Source organism: Pedobacter sp. GW460-11-11-14-TSB4, assembly GCF_059423705.1.
Genome location: NZ_JBWKYI010000001.1, coordinates 24408 through 45576 on the forward strand (window position 1 = coordinate 24408; position 21169 = coordinate 45576).

The window sequence follows — 21169 nt, forward strand, 5'->3', positions numbered from 1 at the left end:
GTACAAATTAAACCGTTAACTTTAATTAGTTGACGGTTTTTTTACCTTCCGAATATCGTCATTTCGAGCGCAGTGCAATGTAGCCGAGAAATCTGTCTCGAGATAGATCTCTCCACTCCACTACGTTCCGGTCGAGATGACGACTTTTTTAAACTGTAAGTCTGAGCATAACCAAAGTTCATTATCAATCAAATTTCTTTGTTTTCAGTGCCTCCTTGGATAAAAGAATACGCCAGCTCTTTAAAGTAATATCACCAAACTACCTGCAACAATTAAGCCTCCACCAATTAATGTTTTTGCTTCAATCGGTTCTTTTAAAATTAAAAAGGCTAAACCCATCGCAATAGCTACACTTAATTTATCAATCGGTGCAACTTTAGAAACATTTCCTGTTTCGATCGCTTTAAAATAGAAAATCCACGATAAACCTGTCGCAAGGCCCGATAAACCTAAAAATATGAGGTTGTTTTTGCTCAATGTTTTAAGCTGGGTAATTTCTCCTGTGGCCAGCACAATGCCCCATGCAATAAATAAGATCACAATGGTTCTTATGGCTGTTGCTATATTTCCATTAACACCCTTTAATCCAACTTTAGCTAAAATGGCTGTCGCAGCTGCAAATACAGCAGATAATATGGCATAAAATTTCCACATATTAATTTTGTTTAATCTTCATTTATAAATGCGTTTATGGTAAATAAACTATACAATTCTGTAGATAATCTGTTTTGTAAACTGAAAATGAAAATAAATTTTGATATCCGATTTATCTATCGTAATATTGCGATACATAATTATGGGACTTACCAAAACAGAAATCTTTACCGAAGAGCAAAACCAGATGGCGGCGTTATTAAAAGCGATGGCACATCCAGCACGGATTGCGATCCTTCAGCGTATCCTTAAATCGAATACCTGCATCTGTGGCGATTTAGTGGAAGAACTTGGGTTGGCGCAGGCTACCATTTCTCAGCATTTAAAAGAACTTAAAAATGCTGGCATTATACAGGGGACTATTGAAGGGGTGAGTATCTGTTACTGTATAGAACCCAAAACCTGGAAGTTATTACAAACAGAGCTGGGCAATTTCTTTGCCTCGTATAAAGGTGAGCAAAACTGCTGTTAAAAATTTTTTACTTAAATCAATCGTTAAATTGCAATATTATGATCAATACATCTTCAACCGAATGGAGCAGCTTTAAGGCTGCACTTCAACAACATCCTGAATTGGTATTACAGTTCCAATATGCTCCTGGTAAATGGGTAAACGCCAATTATCACATTACCGAAATTAAACAGGCACCCATTGTTTCGGTAGATTGCGGAGGAGTGATGAACGCCTGGACAGAAATCATCGTACAGTTATGGGAACCTACCGAAGAGGAAGCAGGCAGGGCCATGCAGGTGAAAAAAGCATTGTCTATCATTAACCTGGTGGAAAGTAAGCTTCCTTTAAACCCCAATGGAACGGTGAAAATTGAATTCGGTAATTCTGCGTTCGATACGAGGCAGATGTTTCCGGGCGAATTTAAAATTGATGGGGAGAACCTGATTTTAGACCTGACACCTGATGTTACACAATGTAAAGCGATTAACCGCGGAGGAAGTTGTGGTACTACTGAAACAGGTGAAGAATGTTGTGCACCTGCCCAGCCGGTAAAAAGAAAAATCGAACTGGTTAATCTCGCAGCTGATCAAAATAGCTGTAATCCGGGAAGTGGCTGTTGTTAATCATTCAAAATTTAAAAACATGAAAAATGTATTGGTACTTTGCACGGGGAATAGTTGCAGAAGTCAGCTGGCTGAAGGTTATCTAAAATATTTTGCTCAGGATAAAGCTAAAATCTACAGTGCAGGGATCGAAGTTCATGGTGTTAATCCAAGGGCGATAAAAGTAATGGCTGAAGATGGGATTGATATTTCTGGTCAAACCTCGAATAATATGGAGGAATATTTCGATATTCCTTTCGATTATATAATTACCGTTTGCGATCACGCAAAAGAAAGTTGTCCGCACTTCCCAACGCAAGCGATAAAACTGCACCATAACTTTCCAGATCCTGCTAAAGCGGTAGGTACTGAGGAAGAAATTATGGCTCAATTCAGAAATACCAGAGATCTGGTAAAGGCTTATATGAAGGATTTTGTAGAGAAAAACTTTAAAGGCTAATTGGTCAGCAATTGTTTGTGCGCCGCCAGTTCAAAGGAAATACTTTTTTTTTTGACTGTTATTTAACGCTGTGGATTTTACAGACTTCAAAAGAAAAAACGTCATCTCGACTGAAACGCAGTGAAATGGAGAGATCTATCTTTATAGATTTTGCTTTGCAGAGCCTTCGGGTTCTCGACTTCGCTGCGCTCCGCTCGAAATGACGATTAAGTTAGATGCTATGCGCCAACCTCATCGAAGTTAGTAGCTGTTGCCAGGTATTTCCAATTGGCCATATCTCTTTGTATATCTGCAATTTTTGCATCGGCAACCTGATAAGCATCCGGACCTAAGAATAAATGAAGCGGTGGATTTTCGCTTTTTGAAGCTTCAATAATCACCTCCACTGCTTTGGCCGGATCACCAGGCTGTTGATTATTGATGTCGTTCTGATGCGCTGCTTGCGAGTCGCGCACTTCTTTGTAGGCATCAATTGGTTTATTTGGCACTGCTAATGATCCTTCAGTAAGAAATGCTGTTCTGAAATAACCCGGTTCTACAACTGTTGCTTTGATGCCCATTGATTTTACTTCGGCAGCTAAGGACTCGGTGAAACCAACCACGGCAAATTTTGTCGCGCAATAGATGCCAAAACCAGGGAAGTTTCCCGAAAATCCACCGATTGAAGAAATATTGAAAATGTGCCCTGATTGTTGTTTCCGTAACTGAGGAAGCACCTTTCTGATCACGTTTAACGAACCGAAAACGTTCACATCGAAATTTTGACGCGATTCTTTATCGCTTAATTCTTCTAAAGCGCCCAGCATGCCGTAGCCCGCATTGTTTACCACCACATCTACCTGGCCAAATTTGCTGATTGTTTGGCTAACTGCAGCTTCTACACTGTTTTCATCAATTAGGTCGACCGCTAGCGGCAAGAAGTTTTCGTGTTCGCCAACTGCTTTTGTTAAGTCGTTCAGGTTTCTTGAGGTTGCAGCAACGTTAAGACCATTGCTTAATAATGTTTTTACTAGTGTTAGTCCCAGGCCTTTTGATGCACCTGTTACAAACCATACTTTTTGATTTTCCATAATAAATTTTGTCTGTTAAATTAATTTTCGTCGAAATCTGTCGAAATGGTAATGGCTTTCCAGTCTTTAAATTCCTTTTGTAGCGATTCTATTTTAGTATTTGCCCTTTGGAAAGCGTCGTTTCCTAAAAGCAAATGAAGGGGTGGATTTGGCATGCTGGCCAGTGAGATCATTGCAGCAGCAGCTTTCTCAGGATCACCAATCTGCTGACCATCCATTTTTAGGTATTTGCTGTGTATTGCACGCACTTCTTCGTATGCGGCAATTGGATTAGCTGCCAAAATCAACGAGTCAGCCGTTAAGAAACTGGTTCTGAATGCGCCAGGTGCCACAACGGTTACTTTTATGCCGAATTCTTTAAGATCTTCCGCTGATACTTCTGATAATGCAATTACTGCCGATTTTGCTGCAGCGTATACCGCCCAGCCGGTGGCACCTGCAATGCCTGCAATTGATGCGATGTTGATGATGTGCCCGGCTCGTTGTGCCCTTAAATAAGGTGAAGCTTTTCTGATGACATTGAGTGTGCCGAAAACATTAACATCAAAACTATTGCGCGTTTCTGCGTCACTTAGTTCTTCGATACTGCCTCCGATTCCGTAACCCGCGTTATTGATGACCACATCAATTCTTTCAAATTTCGCAATGGTCGCCTTTATCGCATCCTCCACGCTTTGTTCGTTGGCCAGGTTAACCGCCAGCGGAAGGAATTTTCCGCCATCATTATTTACTGCTTTTTTAAGTTCACCGATATTTCTTGATGTGGCCGCAACATATTGGCCAGCATTTAGCAACTGATGAACCAAACTTAATCCTAAGCCCTTTGAAGCTCCGGTAATAAACCAAACTTTTTTCTTGCCCATAGTTTTATCTTTTTTGTTAAGACAAAATTACGGCGAAGATGAATCACGTTTATTACGTTAATCAAACTGATGATTACGAAATTCAAACAATCCGGTAAGAAGTAGGGGTGTGGTTGGTCAGTTTTTTGAAAAAGTTATTAAAATGGGTAGGTTCTTCAAACCCCAGACAATAACCTATTTCCGATATATTCCAGTCAGTATGTTTCAATAAAGCTTTGGCCTCACTTAATAAACGCTCAGTAATATAATGTGTAGTGGTTTTGCCAGTGGTTTCTTTAATTGCACGGTTTAAGTGGTTTACGTGTACCGAAAGCTGCGAAGCGTAATCTTTGGCCGAGCGCATGGTAAACCTTTGCGTAGTCGTTTCGATGGGGAACTGGCGTTCCAGTAACTCCGTAAAAACAGAAGTAATCCTGGTGTTGGCATCAGTATGCTTGAATAAAGCCTCTGATGGCTGGGTTTTGAGGGCGAAATGTGTAATTTCGGTAATGTAGTTTCTGAGTAAGTCGTATTTATAAATGTAATCAGAGTTGATTTCCTCAAACATCTTAGCAAAAATAGCCTCAATTTGCGCATCCTGTTTATCATCCAGAAAGTAAGCAGGTTTTCCTCCAGGCACAAACATGGGTAAATCACCAATATTTCCACGGATCTTTTCAGTAAAAAAGGCTTCGGTAAAAATGCAGAAAAAGCCTGTTACGTCACTTTTGTTGCCGCTGGCCAGCTCCCAGGTATACGGAACCAAAGGATTGAAAAAGATAAGTGCAGTGCCATTTATCTCAATACTTTTATCGGCGTAGTGGTAAACATTATGACCACGGGTAAGGCATACTTTATAATAATCCCTGCGGTTATAGCTCATTGGCTTATGATCATCCCTTAAACAATCTTCCAGTTTAAAAACGTTAAAATGACCTACGCCATTTTGTAGGTTATCGGGCAGGAACTTGAATTTGTTCTGGTAAAAATCTTCAATGGTTTCTGGCTTGTTCATAAATCAAAGTTACAAAATTCAAACCTAAAACAAATTATGGTGCTGTGATGAAAGCCAGCGTTCCAATTAAAAGGAGATTGCGATGATAAAAATATTTGTATTTAATATACCGATTGGTATATATTTGCATCGTCAATTTAAAAGAACATGACCAAGGCAGAAAAAACGAGAAATTTCATTGTAGAGAAAACCGCACCCATTTTTAATATGAAAGGTTATGCGGGTACTTCTTTAAATGATATTACGGCTGCTACAGGTTTAACCAAAGGCAGTATTTACGGCAACTTCGCCAATAAGGATGAAGTGGCCTTGGCCGCTTTCGATTATAACCTGAACAATGTGGTGTCGAAGGTAGATGCGGAGATCAACAGACAAAAAGATGCAAAAGATAAATTACTGGTTTATATCAATATTTATCAAAACTTTATCAATGGTACGGTGTCGGAAGGTGGTTGTCCGATTTTAAACACTGCAATTGATGCGGATGATACGCATCCGGCATTAAGGGAAAGGGCAGTAAAAGCGGTACTGGGTTGGAAGAACAGGATAGTGAAACTGGTTGAAGCGGGTATTTCTGCCAAAGAAATTCATGCAGATCATCATCCGGAACAGATAGCACTTACCATTATTGCCATAATAGAAGGTGGGATCATGATTTCGCGGCTGACCGCAAAACCAGCACACTGGAATTTAATTATGGATTCGTTAAAAAAATATATCAATAGCCTCGGCTAAAAATTTTTAAACTAAAATATACCGATTGGTATTTTATTATGAAAAGAACCAGGACAATAAGTTGGGAAAATCCCTTGATAGGCGCAAAGGAAGCCATGCAGATGGATGGTATAGCTTATCTGCAGGCCATGAGCAATCATCAATTTCCTTTACCTCCACTGTTGCATACTTTGGATTTTAGTGTAAGTGTGATCGAAAAGGGGAATGTGGTTTTTGAATTTATGCCTCAGGAATTTCATTACAACCCGATTGGTACGGTGCATGGCGGGGTAATCACTGCTATTTTAGATTCGGCTATGGGCTGTTCGGTCCATTCGCTTTTACCTGCCGGAAAAGGATATACCACTTTAGAGCTTAAGGTAAATTTCCTGAAAGCCATTACCATTCAAACCGGAAAATTAAGAACCATTGGGAAGGTGATCAACCTTGGCGGTCGTACTGCCTTAGTAGAAGCACAGTTAGTTGATGAAAATAATACCATTTACGCTCACGCGGTGAGCACTTGTTTAATCTTAAAATTTTAAAAAAATATAAAATGAAAACTTCACAAAATACCGTTTTATTGATCGGCGGAACAGCCGGTATCGGATTAGAAATCGCAAAACAGTTAACTGATTTGGATAACCATGTTATAATTACTGGCAGAAACCAGGACAGGCTGGATGCAGCTGCAGCATCATTACAAAATGTAACCACCATTCTTTCTGATGTGAGCAAAGCTGAAGATGTGGATCAGTTGGTAAGCCGCATCAAAGCCGATTTTCCTCAATTGAATATCGTGATTAACAATGCAGGAAGGGCATTGCTTTACAATTTGGCCGATCCAAACCAGGATGCTTTTGCGAATGCAGAAGATGAAATGTTAACCAATTACCTGTCTATCATCAGGATTAATCAAAAATTATTGCCTGTTCTAAAACAACAGGAAGCTTCAGCTATCGTAAATGTATCCTCTATCGTTGCTTATGTTCCAGGGATTACTTTGCCCACTTATGCAGCCAGTAAAGCAGCATTACATTCTTACAGTACTTCGTTAAGGTTGAGTTTGGAAGAGACATCTGTTAAAGTTTTTGAATTGATGCCGCCTTTAGTTGATACCGAATTTTCGAAAGAAATAGGTGGTCATAATGGCATCAAACCTTCGGTTGTTGCGGAAGACCTTTTAACTGCTTTGGCCAATGATGAATTTGAAATCAGGGTAGGTGATACCGCTAAAATTTATGAACTGTTCAGACAGTCGCCAGCTGATGCCCTGAATGTGATGAATGCCAACAGAAAAGCCTGGATTGATTCGGTTCAGAATTAAAAAATACAGCAGGAATGAAAAAGAAGGTAGCATTTGCATTTATTATGGCGGTTTTTACTACAGGAATAGTTACTTTCGCGGCCATAAGTGTTAATCTTGGATTTACATCGGTCTTTATGAAAGTTTGGTTAAAATCATGGGGCATTTCTTACATTGTAGCCATTCCTGCTATATTAATTATTGCCCCACGCGTACAATCATTGGTCGATTATTTATTCAAGGATATTGACTAAAAATTATTAAAATGAAAAGAGTAGTAGTAACAGGTTTAGGTGCGATAACACCGCTTGGTAATACCGTTGAGCAATTTTGGCAACAGATATTAGCCGGAAAAAGTGGCATTGGCCCCATTACAAAATTTGATTCGAGTAAATTTAAAACCCATTTTGCTGGTGAAGTAAAGGATTTTAATCCTGAAGCATACCTGGATAAAAAGGAAATTAAAAAGTTTGATTTGTTCACCCAGTATGCCATTGGCTCGAGCGACCAGGCAATAAAAGATTCGGGATTGGATTTCAGCGCAATGAGCGATGATCAATTGGCTGAAGTTGGTGTAATCTGGGCAACCGGAAACGGTGGGATAGGTACTTTTGAAGCACAACTGGAAGAATTTCATGCGGGTGATGGCACACCAAGGTTCAGTCCGTTTTTTATTCCGAAAATGATTGTTGATATCGCTGCAGGCGCTATTTCTATCCGTCACAAATTACGTGGTCCGAATTATTGCACCGTATCAGCATGCGCATCATCAAATACCGCCATTATCAATGCTTTTGATACCATTCGTTTGGGCAAAGCAAGTATCATGATTGCAGGTGGCTCGGAAGCAGCGCTTACCAAATCATCGGTTGGCGGATTTAATGCCGCTCAGGCTTTATCAAAAAATAATGATAACCCTCAGGGGGCTTCAAAACCTTTTGATGCCGATAGAGATGGTTTTGTGATGAGCGAGGGTGCGGGCGCATTGGTTTTAGAAGACCTGGACCATGCTTTAGCACGTGGCGCACATATTTATGCAGAGATTATTGGTGGTGGAATGGCAGCTGATGCTTATCACTTAACCGGAACACCTCCTGATGGAGTTGGTGCGGCTTTGGGGATGACAAAAGCCTTGAAGGATGCCGGAATTACTGCCGATAAAATCGATTATATTAATGCACACGCTACTTCAACCGGATTGGGTGATTTGAGTGAACTACAGGCCATTAATACTGTTTTTAAGGGTTTGCCAGTAGTGATTGGCGCAACAAAATCGATGACAGGTCATTTACTTGGTGCAGCAGGAGCGGTTGAAAGCGTAATCAGTATTTTATCAATCAGAGATAATGTAATCCCGCCCACTATTAATACTAAAAACCTGGATGAAAATATTCCAAAAGGATTGAACTTTGTGTTGGGAGAAAGTATTAAAAAGGAGATTAATTATGTTTTAAATAACACTTTTGGTTTTGGTGGTCACACCGCGAGTACTATTTTTAAAAAGTACGAGGCTTAATTGATTTTATCATTCCCAGCTTAATTGGAAATTTAATAAAGTGTTTGGTTAATCGCCAAACACTTTTTGTTTTAGGTTTAAATCGTGTCGTCATCTCGACTGGAGTGCAACGAAATGGAGAGATCTCATACTGGTCTTAGCGTCTCGCTAAGACTGTAGTTTTTTTGCCACGGAGACACAGAAACCAAGGTGAATTTATCGTAAAGGTCTTCGACTCATGCTGGTCTTAGCATCCTATACTAGTCTTAGCGTCTCGATAAGACTGTAGTTTTTTTTTGCCACGGAGACACAGAAAGCAAGGTGAATTTATTTGTAATGGTCTTCGACTACGCTCAGGCTGACACCCCTGTAGCTATACCAATGGTTCACAAACCAATGAACTAATGACCATTGAACTAATGAACTAATGACCAGTGAACTAATGAACCATTAAACCTACTTATCCATCAATAAATTAACCAGTTCTTTCAATTCTTCAATTTCCAGTTCTAATTTTTCTATTCTGTTTTCCAGTTCTGTAGGATCAAATTGTGCTACGGCTATCGTTTCGGTTTCAGGTTCTGTGGTGGTTTCGGCCTGTTCGCCTAAAAGATGAACAAAACGGGCTTCCTTCTGACCAGCTTTCTTAGCCAGTTGTTTAACAAAGGCAGGTTCTTCATCTGATAGTTTTTGAAGTTGTTCCAAAACTTCTTCTATACTTTCAAATTCATATAACCTTCCCGAATTGCTATTAATTTCGCCAGGTGTTAACGGTCCGCGTAAAAGTAAAAGACAGATAATGGCTAACTCCGATGGCACTAAAGGATAAACAATGGCCAGATTATGTTTGTATTTAGTTGCACGGCTTGATCCTCCTGTAGCAGTGGAGATTAAACCTTTTATTTTAAGTTGATTGAGTGTTAAAGTTATGGTTTCCTCATCGTAATTTACCACCGGATTTCTCGAACTTTTTTGGTTACAGGCAGCTGTTAAGCTGTTCAAAGTCATAGGATAATAATCAGGCGTAGTTCTGCTTTTTTCTATTAATGAGCCTAAAACGCGTTGTTCTTCTGCTGATAAATCGGGTAGTGGTTTTACGTTGTCCATGTTATAAAAGTATAAATTGGTTGAACATTTTGAAAATTATTTTGTTAATGATTTGTTTCTAGGGAGTTATATAAAAATATTACTCAATAGAATAATTCTAAATTTCTGAATGGCTACAATAAGAACTTAAGAATTACGAACTTAGGAGTACATCCCAATATCTAAATATCCAATTATGAAATCTTCCGATCAGAAACCAAATCAGGGTGATAGCAGGCGCGATTTCCTCAAAAAAAGCTCAGTAATTACCGCCATTGCCTTAACACCAGGCGTTGCAGTTAAAGCCGCTGAAAGTAATGCCGATGAGCGTTTCGCCGAACTTTTTGAGAAAATTCCCTTAAAGCTTACGGTAAATAACAAAGCTTATCAAACAACAGTAGAGCCCAGGGTAACACTTTTAGATTATTTGCGGGAAGAACTGCACTTAACAGGCACCAAAAAAGGCTGTGATCATGGTCAGTGTGGTGCTTGCACCGTTCATGTGGATGGACAAAGGGTAAATTCCTGCCTGAGTCTGGCTGTGATGAATGAAGGAAAGAAAATTACTACGATTGAAGGTTTGGCAAATGGCGATACTTTACACCCCATGCAGGCGGCATTTATCAAACATGATGGTTTTCAGTGCGGGTATTGTACACCTGGTCAGATTATGTCCGCCGTAGCCTGTGTGCGTGAAGGTCATACGGGTTCAAGAGCAGAGATAAGTGAATATATGAGTGGAAACATCTGTAGGTGTGGCGCTTATCCTAATATAGTTGATGCAATTATTGAAGTTAAGGAAGGAGGCGAAACAGTATGATCAATTTTCAATATTTAAGAACAACCACGGCAAAATCAGCAATTGCCTTACTGGTAAAAGATAAAAATGCAAAATTCCTGGCTGGTGGTACCAACCTGATTGACCTGATGAAAAGAGGGGTTACTGCACCCGAAAAGCTCATCGACATCAATCATGTTCCATTAAAACAAATTGAGCAGATTGGGAATAAAATTCACATTGGCGCTTTGGCTTCCAATACAGCTGTTGCAGATCATGCCCTGATTAAAGAGAAGCTACCCTTACTATCATGGGCTTTACAGGCTGGGGCATCTGCGCAACTGAGAAATGTAGCTACGGTTGGCGGTAACATGATGCAGCGTACACGTTGTGGCTATTTTTACGACACTGAAATGCCTTGTAACAAACGTCAGCCCGGAACGGGCTGTGGGGCCATGGAAGGTTTCAACCGCATGCATGCTATTTTCGGGACTTCAGAGAAATGTATTGCCGTTCATCCCAGCGATATGTGTGTCGCTTTAGTCGCTTTAGATGCTGAAGTGATATTGGCCAACGCCAAAGGAGAACGTAAAATGCCATTTAAAGAATTTCATCGCCTGGTAGGAGATACGCCGCAGTTAGACAATAACTTAAAGGTGGATGAAATGATTATCCGTTTGGAGATTCCGGTGAATAACCTGGCTAAAAATTACCATTACCTCAAAGTTAGGGACCGGGCTTCCTACGCTTTTGCACTGGTATCCGTAGCAGCAGCCTTTGAGATCAGCAATAATAAAATTACGGATGTTCGATTAGCCATGGGCGGTGTAGCGCACAAACCCTGGCGTTTAACGGCATCTGAAAATTTCTTAAAAGGAAAAGAAGCTACCTTGTCGAATTTCGAACAGGCGGCTCAGTTGGCCATGAAGGATGCTAAAGGTTTTGGAGGGAATGACTTCAAACTTAAACTGGCACCCAATACGATTATTGAAGCGTTGAATCTTGCAAAATCAAAAGCTTAGTTATGGAAAAGAGAATGTTAAAAGACGATAACGATCGCGTAGATGGAATTTTGAAAGTTACCGGACAAGCTAAGTATTTTGCTGAATATGAATTACCTGGTTTAACCTATGGTGTTTTGGTAACCAGTACCATTACCAAGGGGAAAATTACTGCGCTTGATACCAGGGCCGCTGAAAAAGCACCAGGTGTAATTGCTGTGGTTTCGCACTTGAATAAGCCATCGGCAGCTGCTTATGAGCAGGAAGGTGGTCCGCAGATGAAGATTTTTTATACTGATAAGATTTTTTATAACGGGCAACCCATTGCAATCGTGGTGGCGAATACTTTCGAAAGGGCTACTCATGCCGCCTCACTCGTTAAAGCAACCTATGCCAAAGAAGAATTTAATACCGATTTTGAAAAGGCATTAAAAGATCCTAAGGCTAAAAAGCTCCAGGGACAAGCTGACTATAAACGAGGTATAGAAAATGCCTATAAAACCGCAGAGGTAAAGCTCGAAGAAAGATATTTTCTGCCAATTGAAACACATAACCCGATGGAACTGCATGGGATTATTGCCGATTGGCGACCCAATAACCAACTTACCGTTTATGCCAAAACACAGGGTGTAAAAGCTACGCAGGGCACTATTGCCAACGTTTTTAAAATTCCGATGGAGAATATTCAGGTGAATTCGGAGTTTGTGGGCGGTGGTTTTGGCATGGCTTTGCGTACATGGCCACTCGAAATTGCAACAGTGATGGCTTCCAAACATATTGGTAAACCTGTAAAAGTGGTGATTACGAGGATGCAGATGTTTACAATGGTCGGTAATCGGCCGGCAGCGATACAAACCATCGGTTTGGGTGCGAATAAAGATGGTAAATTAACAGGGATTACGCATAGGGCGTATGGCGAAACTTCCACTTATGAGAACTTTACAGAAGGGGTGGTGAACATGGCGAAGTTTATGTACCAATGCGATAATGTAAATACTTCGTATGCCATTGTACCGGTTGATCTGGGTGTACCGATATGGATGCGTGGACCAGGCGAAGCAACAGGAGCTTTTGCGCTTGAAAGTGCAATTGATGAAATGGCGCATGCCCTGAACATGGATCCATTGGATTTTAGAATCAAAAACGATCCTGAAACCGATCAGCAGAAAAATAAACCCTTTTCGAGCAAAAACATCAAAGAAGCCTATAAAATCGGGGCCGAGAAAATAGGATGGAGCAACCGGAAAAATAAACCGGGTAGTTTGACAGAAGGACCATGGCAAACCGGTTATGGGGTAAGTGTGGGTGTATTTAACGCGAACAGAGGCAAGGCAAGCGTGAAGGGTATTTTAAAGGCTGATGGATCGCTGCTTTTGCAAAGTGCAACCAGTGATATTGGCCCGGGAACAGGAACTGGCATGACTTTAATTGCCAATAAATTAATGAAGATTCCTGTAAATAAAATTACGTTTGAATTGGGCGACTCTTCTTTGCCACCAGCACCAAGTCAGGGTGGATCGGCTACATTATCTACCGTAGGTTCGGCCGTGAACGATGTTTGTGTGGCATTAAAGTCTGCAATTGCAGAACTGGCCGCAAATTCAAATATGGATGCTACGGCTAATTTTGTTGATGTTTTAAAAAAGAATAACCTGCCGCAAATAGAAGTAACCAAAGAGAGCCAGGGTGGCAAGGAAAAAGATAGTTACTCGATGTATTCGTTCTCGATTCATTTTGTGCAGGTCAAAGTTCATTCCCTAACCGGTGTTGTAAAAGTGAGTAAAATTGTTTCCGTAGGCGATTCAGGTACCATTGTGAGTCCGAAAACGGCAAGAAGTCAGATGCTGGGCGGTGCAGTGGGTGGAATTGGGATGGCGCTAACGGAAGAATCCATCATCGATCACCGTTATGGAAGATATATCAACAACAATTTTGCCGATTACCACGTTCCGGTAAATGCAGATGTACCAGAGATTGATGTTAATTTCATCAATAAACCCGATCCCTATATTAATCCCATGGGGGCAAAAGGTATGGGCGAAATTGCCCTGATCGGTTTTTCTGCAGCAGTAGCCAATGCCGTTTTTAATGCCACCGGAAAAAGAATCAGAACATTGCCGATAACACCCGATAAGATTTTGGCATAATTACTTCTCTAAATATCGTAAATAAAAAATGCGTCCCAATTTTACATCGGGACGCATTTTTTGTTTAATCACTATCTTTAAATTATTTAGCAACGGCCTTACCATTGTAAGTTGCTGCTAATTTTAGGGCATTATAAGTATTTACGATTCCGCCACTAATACAAAGGTCAGAGAAAGGAACAGAAATTTTTTCTGCGCCAGGTTCTTCACTTTTAGCATATTCTACATTATGGTTAACCTTTGTTACCGATTTAACAATAATTTCTTTCACCTGGGCAGCCGTTAATTTAGGGTAATAAGAGCGGATTAATCCCGCTAAACCCGCTACAACAGGAGAAGCCATACTTGTACCGTCTAAGTTTTTGTATTTAGAACCAGGTACTGATGAATAAATTTTAACTCCCGGCGCAAATACATCTACCTGCGTTTTACCATAGTTAGAGAAACTGGCTTTAAGTGTTTCATCATCTTTAGGACCCGATGCACCCACGGTTATCCATGAAGCAATGGTTTTTTCATCTAAATCTTTGTGATTAGGGAAATTACTTTCTACATCGATGTTTTTGTTTTCGTTACCGGCAGCCTGTACAATCAGTACATCTTTTTCAACGGCATATTTCATCGCTTCGTTAACAACTTCTTTGTTCTCGGTATAAGGCTTGCCGAAACTCATGTTAATTACCTTAGCACCATTATCAACAGCATAACGAATTGCGTTTGCAACATCCTTATCTCTCTCATCACCATTAGGCGTACAACGAACACCCATAATAGCCACATTATCCGCCACACCTAAAATGCCCAGTTTATTTGTTCTGTCGGCGGCGATAATACCTGCTACGTGCGTGCCGTGCATGGCATCAGGACCAGCTATATCATTGTTTCCATAAAATTTCTCCTTAACATTGTTCGGTTCATCGCCCACAATAGCGCGTGGATCGTAGTCGAGATTTAAGTTATAATTAACCTGGCGGCTATAATAGTCAAAGCCTTCTGTAATCTGCTCTTCATAAAAATCTTTAAAGGTATTTTTTCCTAATTCCTCAATTACTACCGCTTGTACCCGGGCATCAACATCGGTAACTGGTTTAAAATTTTTAAAGTCGTCAAGGCTAGGATCTTGCTTGCCAATTTTTTTGACTACTGCATCAAGCGCTGCTTTGAAACCTGTTAACCCTGCCAGATTTTCTTTAGCTTCTGCCAGTTGCTTTTCTAAATCAGCTCTCTGTGCTTTAAATACAGCAAAGTCCTTTTTATCTTTTTCTGCAACATTTGCATCAGTGGTATTGGCAAAACGGTCTTGATTACGGCGTACTAAACGCGTTAACTCCAGCGTTTCAAAATTTATAGATTCTTTTGGGCCACCAATAAAGTTCCAGCCGTTGATATCGTCGATATAGCCATTTTTATCATCGTCTTTGCCATTACCCGCTATTTCTTTGGTATTAACCCACATTATCCTTTTTAAATCCTCGTGAGTAGCTTCAACACCGCCATCATTCACGGCAACGATCACTTTAACAGATTTTTTCCCCTTTAGAAGTTCTTTATATGCTTTTTCGGTACTGATTCCGAATGTACTATCGGTTTTAAGATCAAGATTTTGCCAATTTGCTTTTTGTGCATGGACTAAAGTTGGTACAGCACTGATGAGCGCGACACTTAAAAGCGCGCTGAAAATTCTACTCTTATTCATTTATGTATTTTTGTATTAAACGGCGAAAGTTAATTTTAATTTCTTTTTAGAAAGAAATTGTATTAAAAATGATGTCTTTCACACATTTTGTTCAGTTATACGGGGCTAATAGAAAATCGTCATCTCGACCAGAGCAATCTATTCACACAGATTCAGCTTCGCTGAGCACTATGTGGTGCTCGACTTCTCTCGAAATAACGATTTATCTTTATTGAAAAACAATCTATTTTAAGTTCGCTACAATCTTTTTGGCCATTTCATCGTGCAATTCGATTACCTTCAATGTATTACCAGCCCAGGTTTTAATGGCCTGATCGCGGTTCTGCATGCCGAGTTTAAACAAGTTTATTGTTTTTTCATGATCAGTAACCATCATTTGCATATAATGTTGATCAAAGGCTGTACCGGTTATTTTCTTCATTTCATCCAGGTGGATTTGATCATCTGCAGGCAAGGCATCGGGGGTAATTACCTTTTTGTTTATGGCCAAAGCTTTTAATTCTGTATTGGCTTTCGTATGATCGGTTAACATTTTGGCTGCAAATTCTTTTACCTCAGCACTTTTGGCATTGGTTTGGGCAATTTTTGCTGCTTCAACTTCCATAATGCCGCCAACAGCTGCTTTTCTTAAAAAAGTTGCTCCAGCCTCATCAACACCCGATTCGGTGCTTTCGGAGCCTGTAACATGGTTGCCGTTTACCATGTTGGTATCTCCAGAAATACTGTCTTTAGTGGTAGCCGATTTTTTATCAGCGGTTTGACAAGCTTGAAAGGAAAGCGCTAAGGCAATCCCGGCGGACAATAAAAATATCTTTTTCATGTTTTCTCTATGTTTTATAGGTTTAAAAACAAGAGCGTTGGAAAAAGGTTTTTTTTATCTATTCCGGGTCTTGGTTATATATGTTTGGAATCACAATACCCATTTGATTTTCCGGGTTTTGGATAGGAGAGAAGCCAAATTGCGTATACAGGCTATGCGCATCTAAAGTAGCGAGCTGGTAGCGCCTTAATCCTTGTAAATCCGGGTGGAAAATCATAAAAGACATCAGTTTTTTCGATAAGCCCAAGCCACGGTAGCTTTCTTTAATGTAAACATCGCAAAGCCAGGCAAAAGTAGCCTTATCCGTTACCCAGCGTGCAAAACCCACTTGCTCCTGATCTTTATAAATACCAAAACAAAGCGAATTTTCTATAGAACGTTTTACGGTATCCAGCGGAATACCTTTTGCCCAATACGATTCTACACTTAAATAATGGTGTATGTCATCGATAACTAAAAGCGCTTTTTTATCAGAAAATATAAATCCGTTTTCGCTGATTTCCATGTGAATTAATGATTGAATTTTGAATGATTGTTTTGCTGTCAAAATCCGTAATAGCATACACTGCTTAATCGGTCAGTTATTTGGCTGGTTAACGATTGAAATCGGTTAAGTGCTTAATCGTGTCGAATTATCTAACAATTAACCAATTTCAACTTTTATACAATTAACCAGTTTAACACCTAGTTACGCATGTTGATATACTGAAGCGGTTGACCAAAATCTTCGTTTCTGCACAGGTTGATTACTGCTTGCAGATCGTCGATTTTTTTTGCAGTTACGCGAACCTGATCGTCCATAATTGAAGGTTGAACTTTTAAACCGCTGGCTTTGATTTTCGCCACCACTTTTTTAGCAGCCTCTTTGTCTAATCCTTCTTTAATGCTGATTTCTTTTCTGATCATGTTGCCCGATGCCTGATGCTCGTCGCCAAAATTTAAACTTTTCGGATCTAAATTCTGTTTCATCATCCGCGAAATGATTGAACCTTCTATTGCTTTTAAGCGCATATCATCTTCAGTAACAATGGTTACCACATTTGTTTTTTTATCCAGATCGATCGTGCTTTTCGATCCGTTAAAGTCGAATCGGTTAAGAATTTCTTTTTTAGCATTGTTAATGGCGTTGTCTAATGTCTGCGCATCAACTTTACTTACAATATCAAAAGAAGGCATGGTTTTAGCTTTAAAGTAAAAAAATAAGTAGATTTAATAGAAATTAATCCATTCTCACAAAAAAACGAAAAATAATATGAAAACCACTAAACCGAAGTCTCAAAAAAAGATCACAAAGAAAGAAGCTAAAAAACAACTGGAGCAATCGATCACGGATAAGTTCTTAGATGTGATTAAAAGTTTAGGTCATGATGTATCGGAAATTAGCGCGGAGGTGGGTAAGGCCAGCAAACGGGTGGCTAAAAAATTAACCAAAAAATTTACCATCGTAAAAGCTGATGTGGGACAGAAAATTGATGATTTGTTACATGCATCAAAAGAGAAAGCAAAAGCAGCAAAAAAACCAGTTGCCAAAGCGGTAAGTAAGTCTGAAAAATCTGCTCAAAAAGTGGTTAAAAAAGCGGTTGCAAAGGCTAAACCAGTAGTGCAAAGCATTAAGGTTGCGGCAATAGAAACAGAAGAAAAAGCCGAGAAAGTATTGGCAAAACCGGTAGCAAAAGCAAAAGAAGCGGTAAAGGAGGCTACAACAGTTGCTAAAAAAGCGACAAGTACAGCGGTTAAAGCTCCGGCAAAGGCCGCTGCAACAGTTAAAAAAGCGGTAACTCCGGCTGCTACACCTGCAAAAGCAGCAACAGTTGTTAAAAAGACGGTTGCTAAAGCTACACCTGCAGTTAAGAAAGAGACAAAAACACCTACTAAAAAATAAATTTGTTAACGTTAACGTGTAGATGAATTAACATCGATTTAACAAATTAATGTGCAGTTTTGAGCATCCCTGTTTTGGCAGGGATTTTTTATTTTTTTAAATGAGTAATAAAAAGATTCCATTTTTTAACCGCGAAATCAGTTGGCTTTACTTTAACGAACGTGTACTGCAAGAAGCTGCCGACGAAACAGTTCCGCTGATTGAACGGATTAAATTTCTATCTATATTTTCTTCAAATTTAGAGGAGTTTTATCGTGTGCGGGTAGCCACTATGACCCGGTTAACCAATCTGAACGATAAGGCTAAAGCACTTTTGGGATTTAACCCAAAGAAAATTCTGAACGAGATTAAAAACATTGTTGTAAAACAGGAAAGAAAATTCGATCAGCTTTTTCAGGCTACGCTAATTAACGAGCTTGCCCAGAACAGGATTTTTATTTTAAACGATACCCAACTGAATGTAAGCAGGGGCGAGTTTGTTAAAAATCATTTCAGGGATAAGATTTTATCTAATCTGGTTCCCATTATGCTGGATATGGATAAGCCTTTTCCAGAGCTGAAAGACCGGTATCTTTATTTTTTTGTTAAACTTTCGAAAAAAGACACAAAAGTTAAAGAGAAATACGCGCTCATTGAAATTCCACCGAATTTGCCGCGGTTTTTGGTATTGCCGGAAACAAACGACCTAAAATTTATTATTCTTGCCGAAGATATTATCAGGTATTGCTTAGATGATATATTTTATGTTTTTACCTACGATAATTTAGAGGCCTATTCGATCCAGTTAACACGGGATGCCGAATTGGATATCGATAAAAATATCAATGATAAATTTATCGAGGATTTAAAAAGCAGTTTAGAAAAACGCAAAAAAGGAAAACCCATGCGTTTGCTTTACGATTCGGCTATGCCTTTAAACATGCTTACTGTACTGGTGAATAAGCTTAAGCTTGAGGCTGAAAGTTTAATTCCGGGTAACCGTTACCATAAGTTTGGCGATTTTATTGCCTTCCCGAATGTGGGTAAAAAAGAACTGGAATATGCGCCGAATGTGCCATTGAAAGTGCACGATCTGCACAGAACCCAGAGTATGTTCAATAGAGTCGCCCAGCGCGATTATTTAGTGAATTTACCCTATCAATCGTACGATTATATCATTTTGTTCTTGCGAGAGGCCGCAATTGATCCGAAAGTAACTGACATACAGATTACCTTATACCGGCTGGCAGAAAATTCGAAAGTAATCAATGCCTTAATCAACGCTGCTAAAAATGGCAAGGCAGTTTCTGTTCTACTGGAACTTAAAGCCCGTTTTGATGAGCAGGCCAATATTTACTGGACCAGTCGTTTAATGGAGGAGGGTGTTAAGGTAAATTACGGTCTAACCGATTACAAAGTACATTCTAAAATTTGTTTGGTTAAACGGATCGAAAAGGATAAACCGGTGTACTATGCAAACTTAGCAACCGGGAACTTTAACGAGAAAACTGCAGGTTTATACTGCGACCATAGTATTTTCACGGCAAAGAAAGAGATCACCAACGATCTGGTCAAACTTTTTGATGCGTTAAGCAAACGTACCGTAACCAAGGGTTTTAAACACCTGATTGTTTCCCCACTGGAGAGCCGCTCGAAACTGGTCAATTTTATCAACCGCGAAATCCGAAATGCCAAGCAGGGTAAGCTCGCTTACATCATGCTGAAAGTAAATAGTTTAGCGGATGAAGGGATTATTGCCAAACTTTACGATGCGAGTAATGCCGGGGTTAAAATCCAGCTGATTATCCGCGGAATTTGCTGTCTGGTGCCTGGGGTAAAGGGCTTTAGTGAAAATATTACCGCCATTAGTATTATCGATAAGTTTTTGGAGCATGCCAGGGTTTATATTTTCGGTAATAACGGTAAAAACGATATGTATTTGTCTTCTGCCGATTTAATGAGCCGGAATTTCGAACACCGTGTTGAAGTAGGTTTTCCGGTACTTGATCATGATGTTAAACAGGAGATACAGGATATTATCGATCTGCAGCTGCAGGATAATACCAAATCGAGGCAAATTAATGCCTTAAACAATAATAAATATCACAAAAACAGATTAAGTAAAAAAATAAGGGCACAAGTAGATATTTATAACTATTTAAAAACCAAGCATCAATCATAATGTTAAGATACGCAGCTATAGATATCGGTTCGAATGCAGTGAGGTTACTCATTGCTGATATTAGCAAACAAGACGGAAAATATAAATACAAAAAGAACACCCTTATACGTGTGCCACTCCGACTGGGAGATGATGCATTCTTAGATCAGTATATTTCAGAGAAAAAATCTGCTGATCTGATCAAAACCATGACCGCTTTTAAGAATCTGATGGATGTTTATCATGTTTCTGAATATTTGGCTTGTGCAACCTCTGCAATGCGCGAGGCCCGTAATGGGGAAGATATTGTCAAACTGATTAAAAAGGAAGCGGACGTTACGTTAGAGATTATTGAAGGACAACGGGAAGCGAATATTATTTATGCTAACCATATTGAAGAAGAGTTAGATGAAAATAAAAACTACCTGTATATTGATGTGGGTGGGGGTAGTACCGAGTTGTCTGTTTTTGTAAAAGGTGCTCCTGAAGCTTCAAGATCTTTCAATATCGGTACCATTAGGATGCTCGATAATCAGGATAAGGAAGAAACCTGGGAAGAGATGAAAGATTGGGTAAAAGAACATACAAAAGATTATAAACATCTGGCTGGCATCGGTACAGGTGGCAATATTAATAAGTTATTCCGCATGTCGGATGAGAAGGAAAATGCGCCTTTATCATTACAGAAATTAAATTCGATGTATAATAAATTAACCAGTTATTCATTGAAAGAAAGGATTAATACCCTGGGTTTAAACCCCGACCGTGCAGACGTAATTATCCCGGCCTGCGAGATTTATTTAACCTTAATGAAGTGGACCGGTATAAAACAGATTTATGTACCTAAAGTGGGGATGGCTGATGGGATTATTAAGTTGTTGATAGAAGAGAAACTGGATTAAAGACAATTTCCGTTCACGAAATCGTCATTGCGAGAAAGCTTTTCAGCCGACGAAGCAATCTTTGTTGCAAACTTTGGCAAATTAGGAAAGATTGCTTCGTCGTTC

Annotated in this window: 23 protein-coding genes; 14 read left to right on the forward strand and 9 right to left on the reverse strand. The window is 39.6% G+C overall.

Annotated elements, in window-relative coordinates; genetic code table 11:
* Positions 1-240: 240 nt before the first annotated feature.
* A complete protein-coding gene (locus AC07YT_RS00110; protein WP_086546528.1) occupies positions 241-654 on the reverse strand; it encodes an EamA family transporter in 414 nt (137 codons plus the stop codon).
* A gap of 142 nt (positions 655-796) precedes the next feature.
* Here AC07YT_RS00110 and AC07YT_RS00115 point away from each other — a divergent pair, with 142 nt between their 5' ends.
* From AC07YT_RS00115 to AC07YT_RS00125, 3 genes are read left to right on the forward strand one after another with little or no spacing between them, the layout of a single operon-like run.
* Complete coding sequence (locus AC07YT_RS00115) at positions 797-1126, forward strand: ArsR/SmtB family transcription factor (protein ID WP_086546527.1); 330 nt, start codon at positions 797-799, stop codon at positions 1124-1126.
* Between the two features lie 38 nt (positions 1127-1164).
* Positions 1165-1731, forward strand: a complete 567-nt coding sequence (locus AC07YT_RS00120) for a DUF6428 family protein (protein ID WP_086546526.1) — start codon at positions 1165-1167, stop codon at positions 1729-1731.
* Between the two features lie 19 nt (positions 1732-1750).
* Positions 1751-2170: an arsenate reductase ArsC gene (locus AC07YT_RS00125; RefSeq protein WP_086546525.1), complete on the forward strand. Its 420-nt coding sequence runs from the start codon at positions 1751-1753 to the stop codon at positions 2168-2170.
* A gap of 218 nt (positions 2171-2388) precedes the next feature.
* Here the strand turns inward: AC07YT_RS00125 and AC07YT_RS00130 are convergent, their stop codons facing one another.
* The 3 genes from AC07YT_RS00130 to AC07YT_RS00140 all read right to left on the reverse strand — a co-directional run bounded on the left by AC07YT_RS00130 (position 2389) and on the right by AC07YT_RS00140 (position 5097).
* Positions 2389-3240 carry an SDR family oxidoreductase gene (locus tag AC07YT_RS00130; RefSeq protein ID WP_086546524.1) on the reverse strand — a complete coding sequence of 284 codons (852 nt, stop codon included), beginning with the start codon at positions 3238-3240 and terminating at the stop codon, positions 2389-2391.
* Positions 3241-3260: 20 nt separating this feature from the next.
* Positions 3261-4103 (reverse strand): SDR family NAD(P)-dependent oxidoreductase, encoded by an 843-nt coding sequence (locus tag AC07YT_RS00135; RefSeq protein ID WP_086546523.1) that lies wholly within the window; start codon positions 4101-4103, stop codon positions 3261-3263.
* An 82-nt stretch (positions 4104-4185) separates the two neighbouring features.
* Entirely contained in the window at positions 4186-5097 is a 912-nt protein-coding gene (locus tag AC07YT_RS00140; protein WP_086546522.1) for a helix-turn-helix domain-containing protein, read from the reverse strand.
* 147 nt (positions 5098-5244) lie between these two features.
* Between AC07YT_RS00140 and AC07YT_RS00145 the strand changes: the two genes are divergently transcribed.
* The 5 genes from AC07YT_RS00145 to fabF are packed head-to-tail and all read left to right on the forward strand — an operon-like array spanning position 5245 to position 8633.
* The gene (locus AC07YT_RS00145) at positions 5245-5832 is read left to right on the forward strand and encodes a TetR/AcrR family transcriptional regulator (protein ID WP_086546521.1); all 588 of its coding nucleotides are present in this window, start codon (positions 5245-5247) and stop codon (positions 5830-5832) included.
* Between the two features lie 38 nt (positions 5833-5870).
* Positions 5871-6356, forward strand: a complete 486-nt coding sequence (locus tag AC07YT_RS00150; RefSeq protein ID WP_086546520.1) for a PaaI family thioesterase — start codon at positions 5871-5873, stop codon at positions 6354-6356.
* Between the two features lie 11 nt (positions 6357-6367).
* On the forward strand, positions 6368-7138 hold the full coding sequence (locus AC07YT_RS00155) for an SDR family oxidoreductase (protein ID WP_086549332.1): 771 nt from the start codon (positions 6368-6370) through the stop codon (positions 7136-7138).
* Positions 7139-7152: 14 nt separating this feature from the next.
* Positions 7153-7371, forward strand: a complete 219-nt coding sequence (locus AC07YT_RS00160) for a DUF2798 domain-containing protein (protein ID WP_086546519.1) — start codon at positions 7153-7155, stop codon at positions 7369-7371.
* An 11-nt stretch (positions 7372-7382) separates the two neighbouring features.
* Positions 7383-8633: a beta-ketoacyl-ACP synthase II gene (fabF, locus tag AC07YT_RS00165; protein ID WP_086546518.1), complete on the forward strand. Its 1251-nt coding sequence runs from the start codon at positions 7383-7385 to the stop codon at positions 8631-8633.
* 435 nt (positions 8634-9068) lie between these two features.
* On the opposite strand, the gene AC07YT_RS00170 is transcribed toward fabF, so the two are convergent.
* Positions 9069-9719 (reverse strand): YceH family protein, encoded by a 651-nt coding sequence (locus AC07YT_RS00170; RefSeq protein WP_086546517.1) that lies wholly within the window; start codon positions 9717-9719, stop codon positions 9069-9071.
* 175 nt (positions 9720-9894) lie between these two features.
* Between AC07YT_RS00170 and AC07YT_RS00175 the strand changes: the two genes are divergently transcribed.
* The 3 genes from AC07YT_RS00175 to AC07YT_RS00185 are packed head-to-tail and all read left to right on the forward strand — an operon-like array spanning position 9895 to position 13624.
* Positions 9895-10518, forward strand: a complete 624-nt coding sequence (locus AC07YT_RS00175; RefSeq protein WP_086546516.1) for a (2Fe-2S)-binding protein — start codon at positions 9895-9897, stop codon at positions 10516-10518.
* A complete protein-coding gene (locus AC07YT_RS00180) occupies positions 10515-11498 on the forward strand; it encodes an FAD binding domain-containing protein (RefSeq protein WP_086546515.1) in 984 nt (327 codons plus the stop codon). The genes AC07YT_RS00175 and AC07YT_RS00180 overlap by 4 nt, the downstream gene beginning before the upstream one ends.
* A gap of 2 nt (positions 11499-11500) precedes the next feature.
* A complete protein-coding gene (locus AC07YT_RS00185; RefSeq protein WP_086546514.1) occupies positions 11501-13624 on the forward strand; it encodes a xanthine dehydrogenase family protein molybdopterin-binding subunit in 2124 nt (707 codons plus the stop codon).
* Positions 13625-13706: 82 nt separating this feature from the next.
* On the opposite strand, the gene AC07YT_RS00190 is transcribed toward AC07YT_RS00185, so the two are convergent.
* From AC07YT_RS00190 to AC07YT_RS00205, 4 genes are all read right to left on the reverse strand, one after another.
* Complete coding sequence (locus tag AC07YT_RS00190; protein ID WP_086546513.1) at positions 13707-15320, reverse strand: S8 family serine peptidase; 1614 nt, start codon at positions 15318-15320, stop codon at positions 13707-13709.
* A gap of 223 nt (positions 15321-15543) precedes the next feature.
* Positions 15544-16140, reverse strand: coding sequence for a DUF4142 domain-containing protein (locus AC07YT_RS00195; RefSeq protein WP_086546512.1), 597 nt, complete (start codon positions 16138-16140; stop codon positions 15544-15546).
* A gap of 58 nt (positions 16141-16198) precedes the next feature.
* The gene (locus AC07YT_RS00200) at positions 16199-16645 is read right to left on the reverse strand and encodes a GNAT family N-acetyltransferase (RefSeq protein ID WP_086546511.1); all 447 of its coding nucleotides are present in this window, start codon (positions 16643-16645) and stop codon (positions 16199-16201) included.
* A 179-nt stretch (positions 16646-16824) separates the two neighbouring features.
* Positions 16825-17316, reverse strand: coding sequence for a YajQ family cyclic di-GMP-binding protein (locus AC07YT_RS00205; RefSeq protein WP_086546510.1), 492 nt, complete (start codon positions 17314-17316; stop codon positions 16825-16827).
* Positions 17317-17392: 76 nt separating this feature from the next.
* Here AC07YT_RS00205 and AC07YT_RS00210 point away from each other — a divergent pair, with 76 nt between their 5' ends.
* The 3 genes from AC07YT_RS00210 to AC07YT_RS00220 all read left to right on the forward strand — a co-directional run bounded on the left by AC07YT_RS00210 (position 17393) and on the right by AC07YT_RS00220 (position 21064).
* Positions 17393-18022, forward strand: a complete 630-nt coding sequence (locus tag AC07YT_RS00210) for a hypothetical protein (RefSeq protein ID WP_086546509.1) — start codon at positions 17393-17395, stop codon at positions 18020-18022.
* Between the two features lie 100 nt (positions 18023-18122).
* Positions 18123-20183 carry a polyphosphate kinase 1 gene (gene ppk1, locus AC07YT_RS00215; protein WP_086546508.1) on the forward strand — a complete coding sequence of 687 codons (2061 nt, stop codon included), beginning with the start codon at positions 18123-18125 and terminating at the stop codon, positions 20181-20183.
* Positions 20183-21064 (forward strand): Ppx/GppA phosphatase family protein, encoded by an 882-nt coding sequence (locus AC07YT_RS00220; RefSeq protein WP_086546507.1) that lies wholly within the window; start codon positions 20183-20185, stop codon positions 21062-21064. The genes ppk1 and AC07YT_RS00220 overlap by 1 nt, the downstream gene beginning before the upstream one ends.
* Positions 21065-21169: the final 105 nt, after the last annotated feature.

Coding starts and splice junctions, on each gene's coding strand:
- AC07YT_RS00110 (WP_086546528.1), bottom strand. CDS start 654: ATGTGGAAATTTTATGCCATATTATCTGCTGTATTTGCAGCTGCGACA.
- AC07YT_RS00115 (WP_086546527.1), top strand. CDS start 797: ATGGGACTTACCAAAACAGAAATCTTTACCGAAGAGCAAAACCAGATG.
- AC07YT_RS00120 (WP_086546526.1), top strand. CDS start 1,165: ATGATCAATACATCTTCAACCGAATGGAGCAGCTTTAAGGCTGCACTT.
- AC07YT_RS00125 (WP_086546525.1), top strand. CDS start 1,751: ATGAAAAATGTATTGGTACTTTGCACGGGGAATAGTTGCAGAAGTCAG.
- AC07YT_RS00130 (WP_086546524.1), bottom strand. CDS start 3,240: ATGGAAAATCAAAAAGTATGGTTTGTAACAGGTGCATCAAAAGGCCTG.
- AC07YT_RS00135 (WP_086546523.1), bottom strand. CDS start 4,103: ATGGGCAAGAAAAAAGTTTGGTTTATTACCGGAGCTTCAAAGGGCTTA.
- AC07YT_RS00140 (WP_086546522.1), bottom strand. CDS start 5,097: ATGAACAAGCCAGAAACCATTGAAGATTTTTACCAGAACAAATTCAAG.
- AC07YT_RS00145 (WP_086546521.1), top strand. CDS start 5,245: ATGACCAAGGCAGAAAAAACGAGAAATTTCATTGTAGAGAAAACCGCA.
- AC07YT_RS00150 (WP_086546520.1), top strand. CDS start 5,871: ATGAAAAGAACCAGGACAATAAGTTGGGAAAATCCCTTGATAGGCGCA.
- AC07YT_RS00155 (WP_086549332.1), top strand. CDS start 6,368: ATGAAAACTTCACAAAATACCGTTTTATTGATCGGCGGAACAGCCGGT.
- AC07YT_RS00160 (WP_086546519.1), top strand. CDS start 7,153: ATGAAAAAGAAGGTAGCATTTGCATTTATTATGGCGGTTTTTACTACA.
- fabF (WP_086546518.1), top strand. CDS start 7,383: ATGAAAAGAGTAGTAGTAACAGGTTTAGGTGCGATAACACCGCTTGGT.
- AC07YT_RS00170 (WP_086546517.1), bottom strand. CDS start 9,719: ATGGACAACGTAAAACCACTACCCGATTTATCAGCAGAAGAACAACGC.
- AC07YT_RS00175 (WP_086546516.1), top strand. CDS start 9,895: ATGAAATCTTCCGATCAGAAACCAAATCAGGGTGATAGCAGGCGCGAT.
- AC07YT_RS00180 (WP_086546515.1), top strand. CDS start 10,515: ATGATCAATTTTCAATATTTAAGAACAACCACGGCAAAATCAGCAATT.
- AC07YT_RS00185 (WP_086546514.1), top strand. CDS start 11,501: ATGGAAAAGAGAATGTTAAAAGACGATAACGATCGCGTAGATGGAATT.
- AC07YT_RS00190 (WP_086546513.1), bottom strand. CDS start 15,320: ATGAATAAGAGTAGAATTTTCAGCGCGCTTTTAAGTGTCGCGCTCATC.
- AC07YT_RS00195 (WP_086546512.1), bottom strand. CDS start 16,140: ATGAAAAAGATATTTTTATTGTCCGCCGGGATTGCCTTAGCGCTTTCC.
- AC07YT_RS00200 (WP_086546511.1), bottom strand. CDS start 16,645: ATGGAAATCAGCGAAAACGGATTTATATTTTCTGATAAAAAAGCGCTT.
- AC07YT_RS00205 (WP_086546510.1), bottom strand. CDS start 17,316: ATGCCTTCTTTTGATATTGTAAGTAAAGTTGATGCGCAGACATTAGAC.
- AC07YT_RS00210 (WP_086546509.1), top strand. CDS start 17,393: ATGAAAACCACTAAACCGAAGTCTCAAAAAAAGATCACAAAGAAAGAA.
- ppk1 (WP_086546508.1), top strand. CDS start 18,123: ATGAGTAATAAAAAGATTCCATTTTTTAACCGCGAAATCAGTTGGCTT.
- AC07YT_RS00220 (WP_086546507.1), top strand. CDS start 20,183: ATGTTAAGATACGCAGCTATAGATATCGGTTCGAATGCAGTGAGGTTA.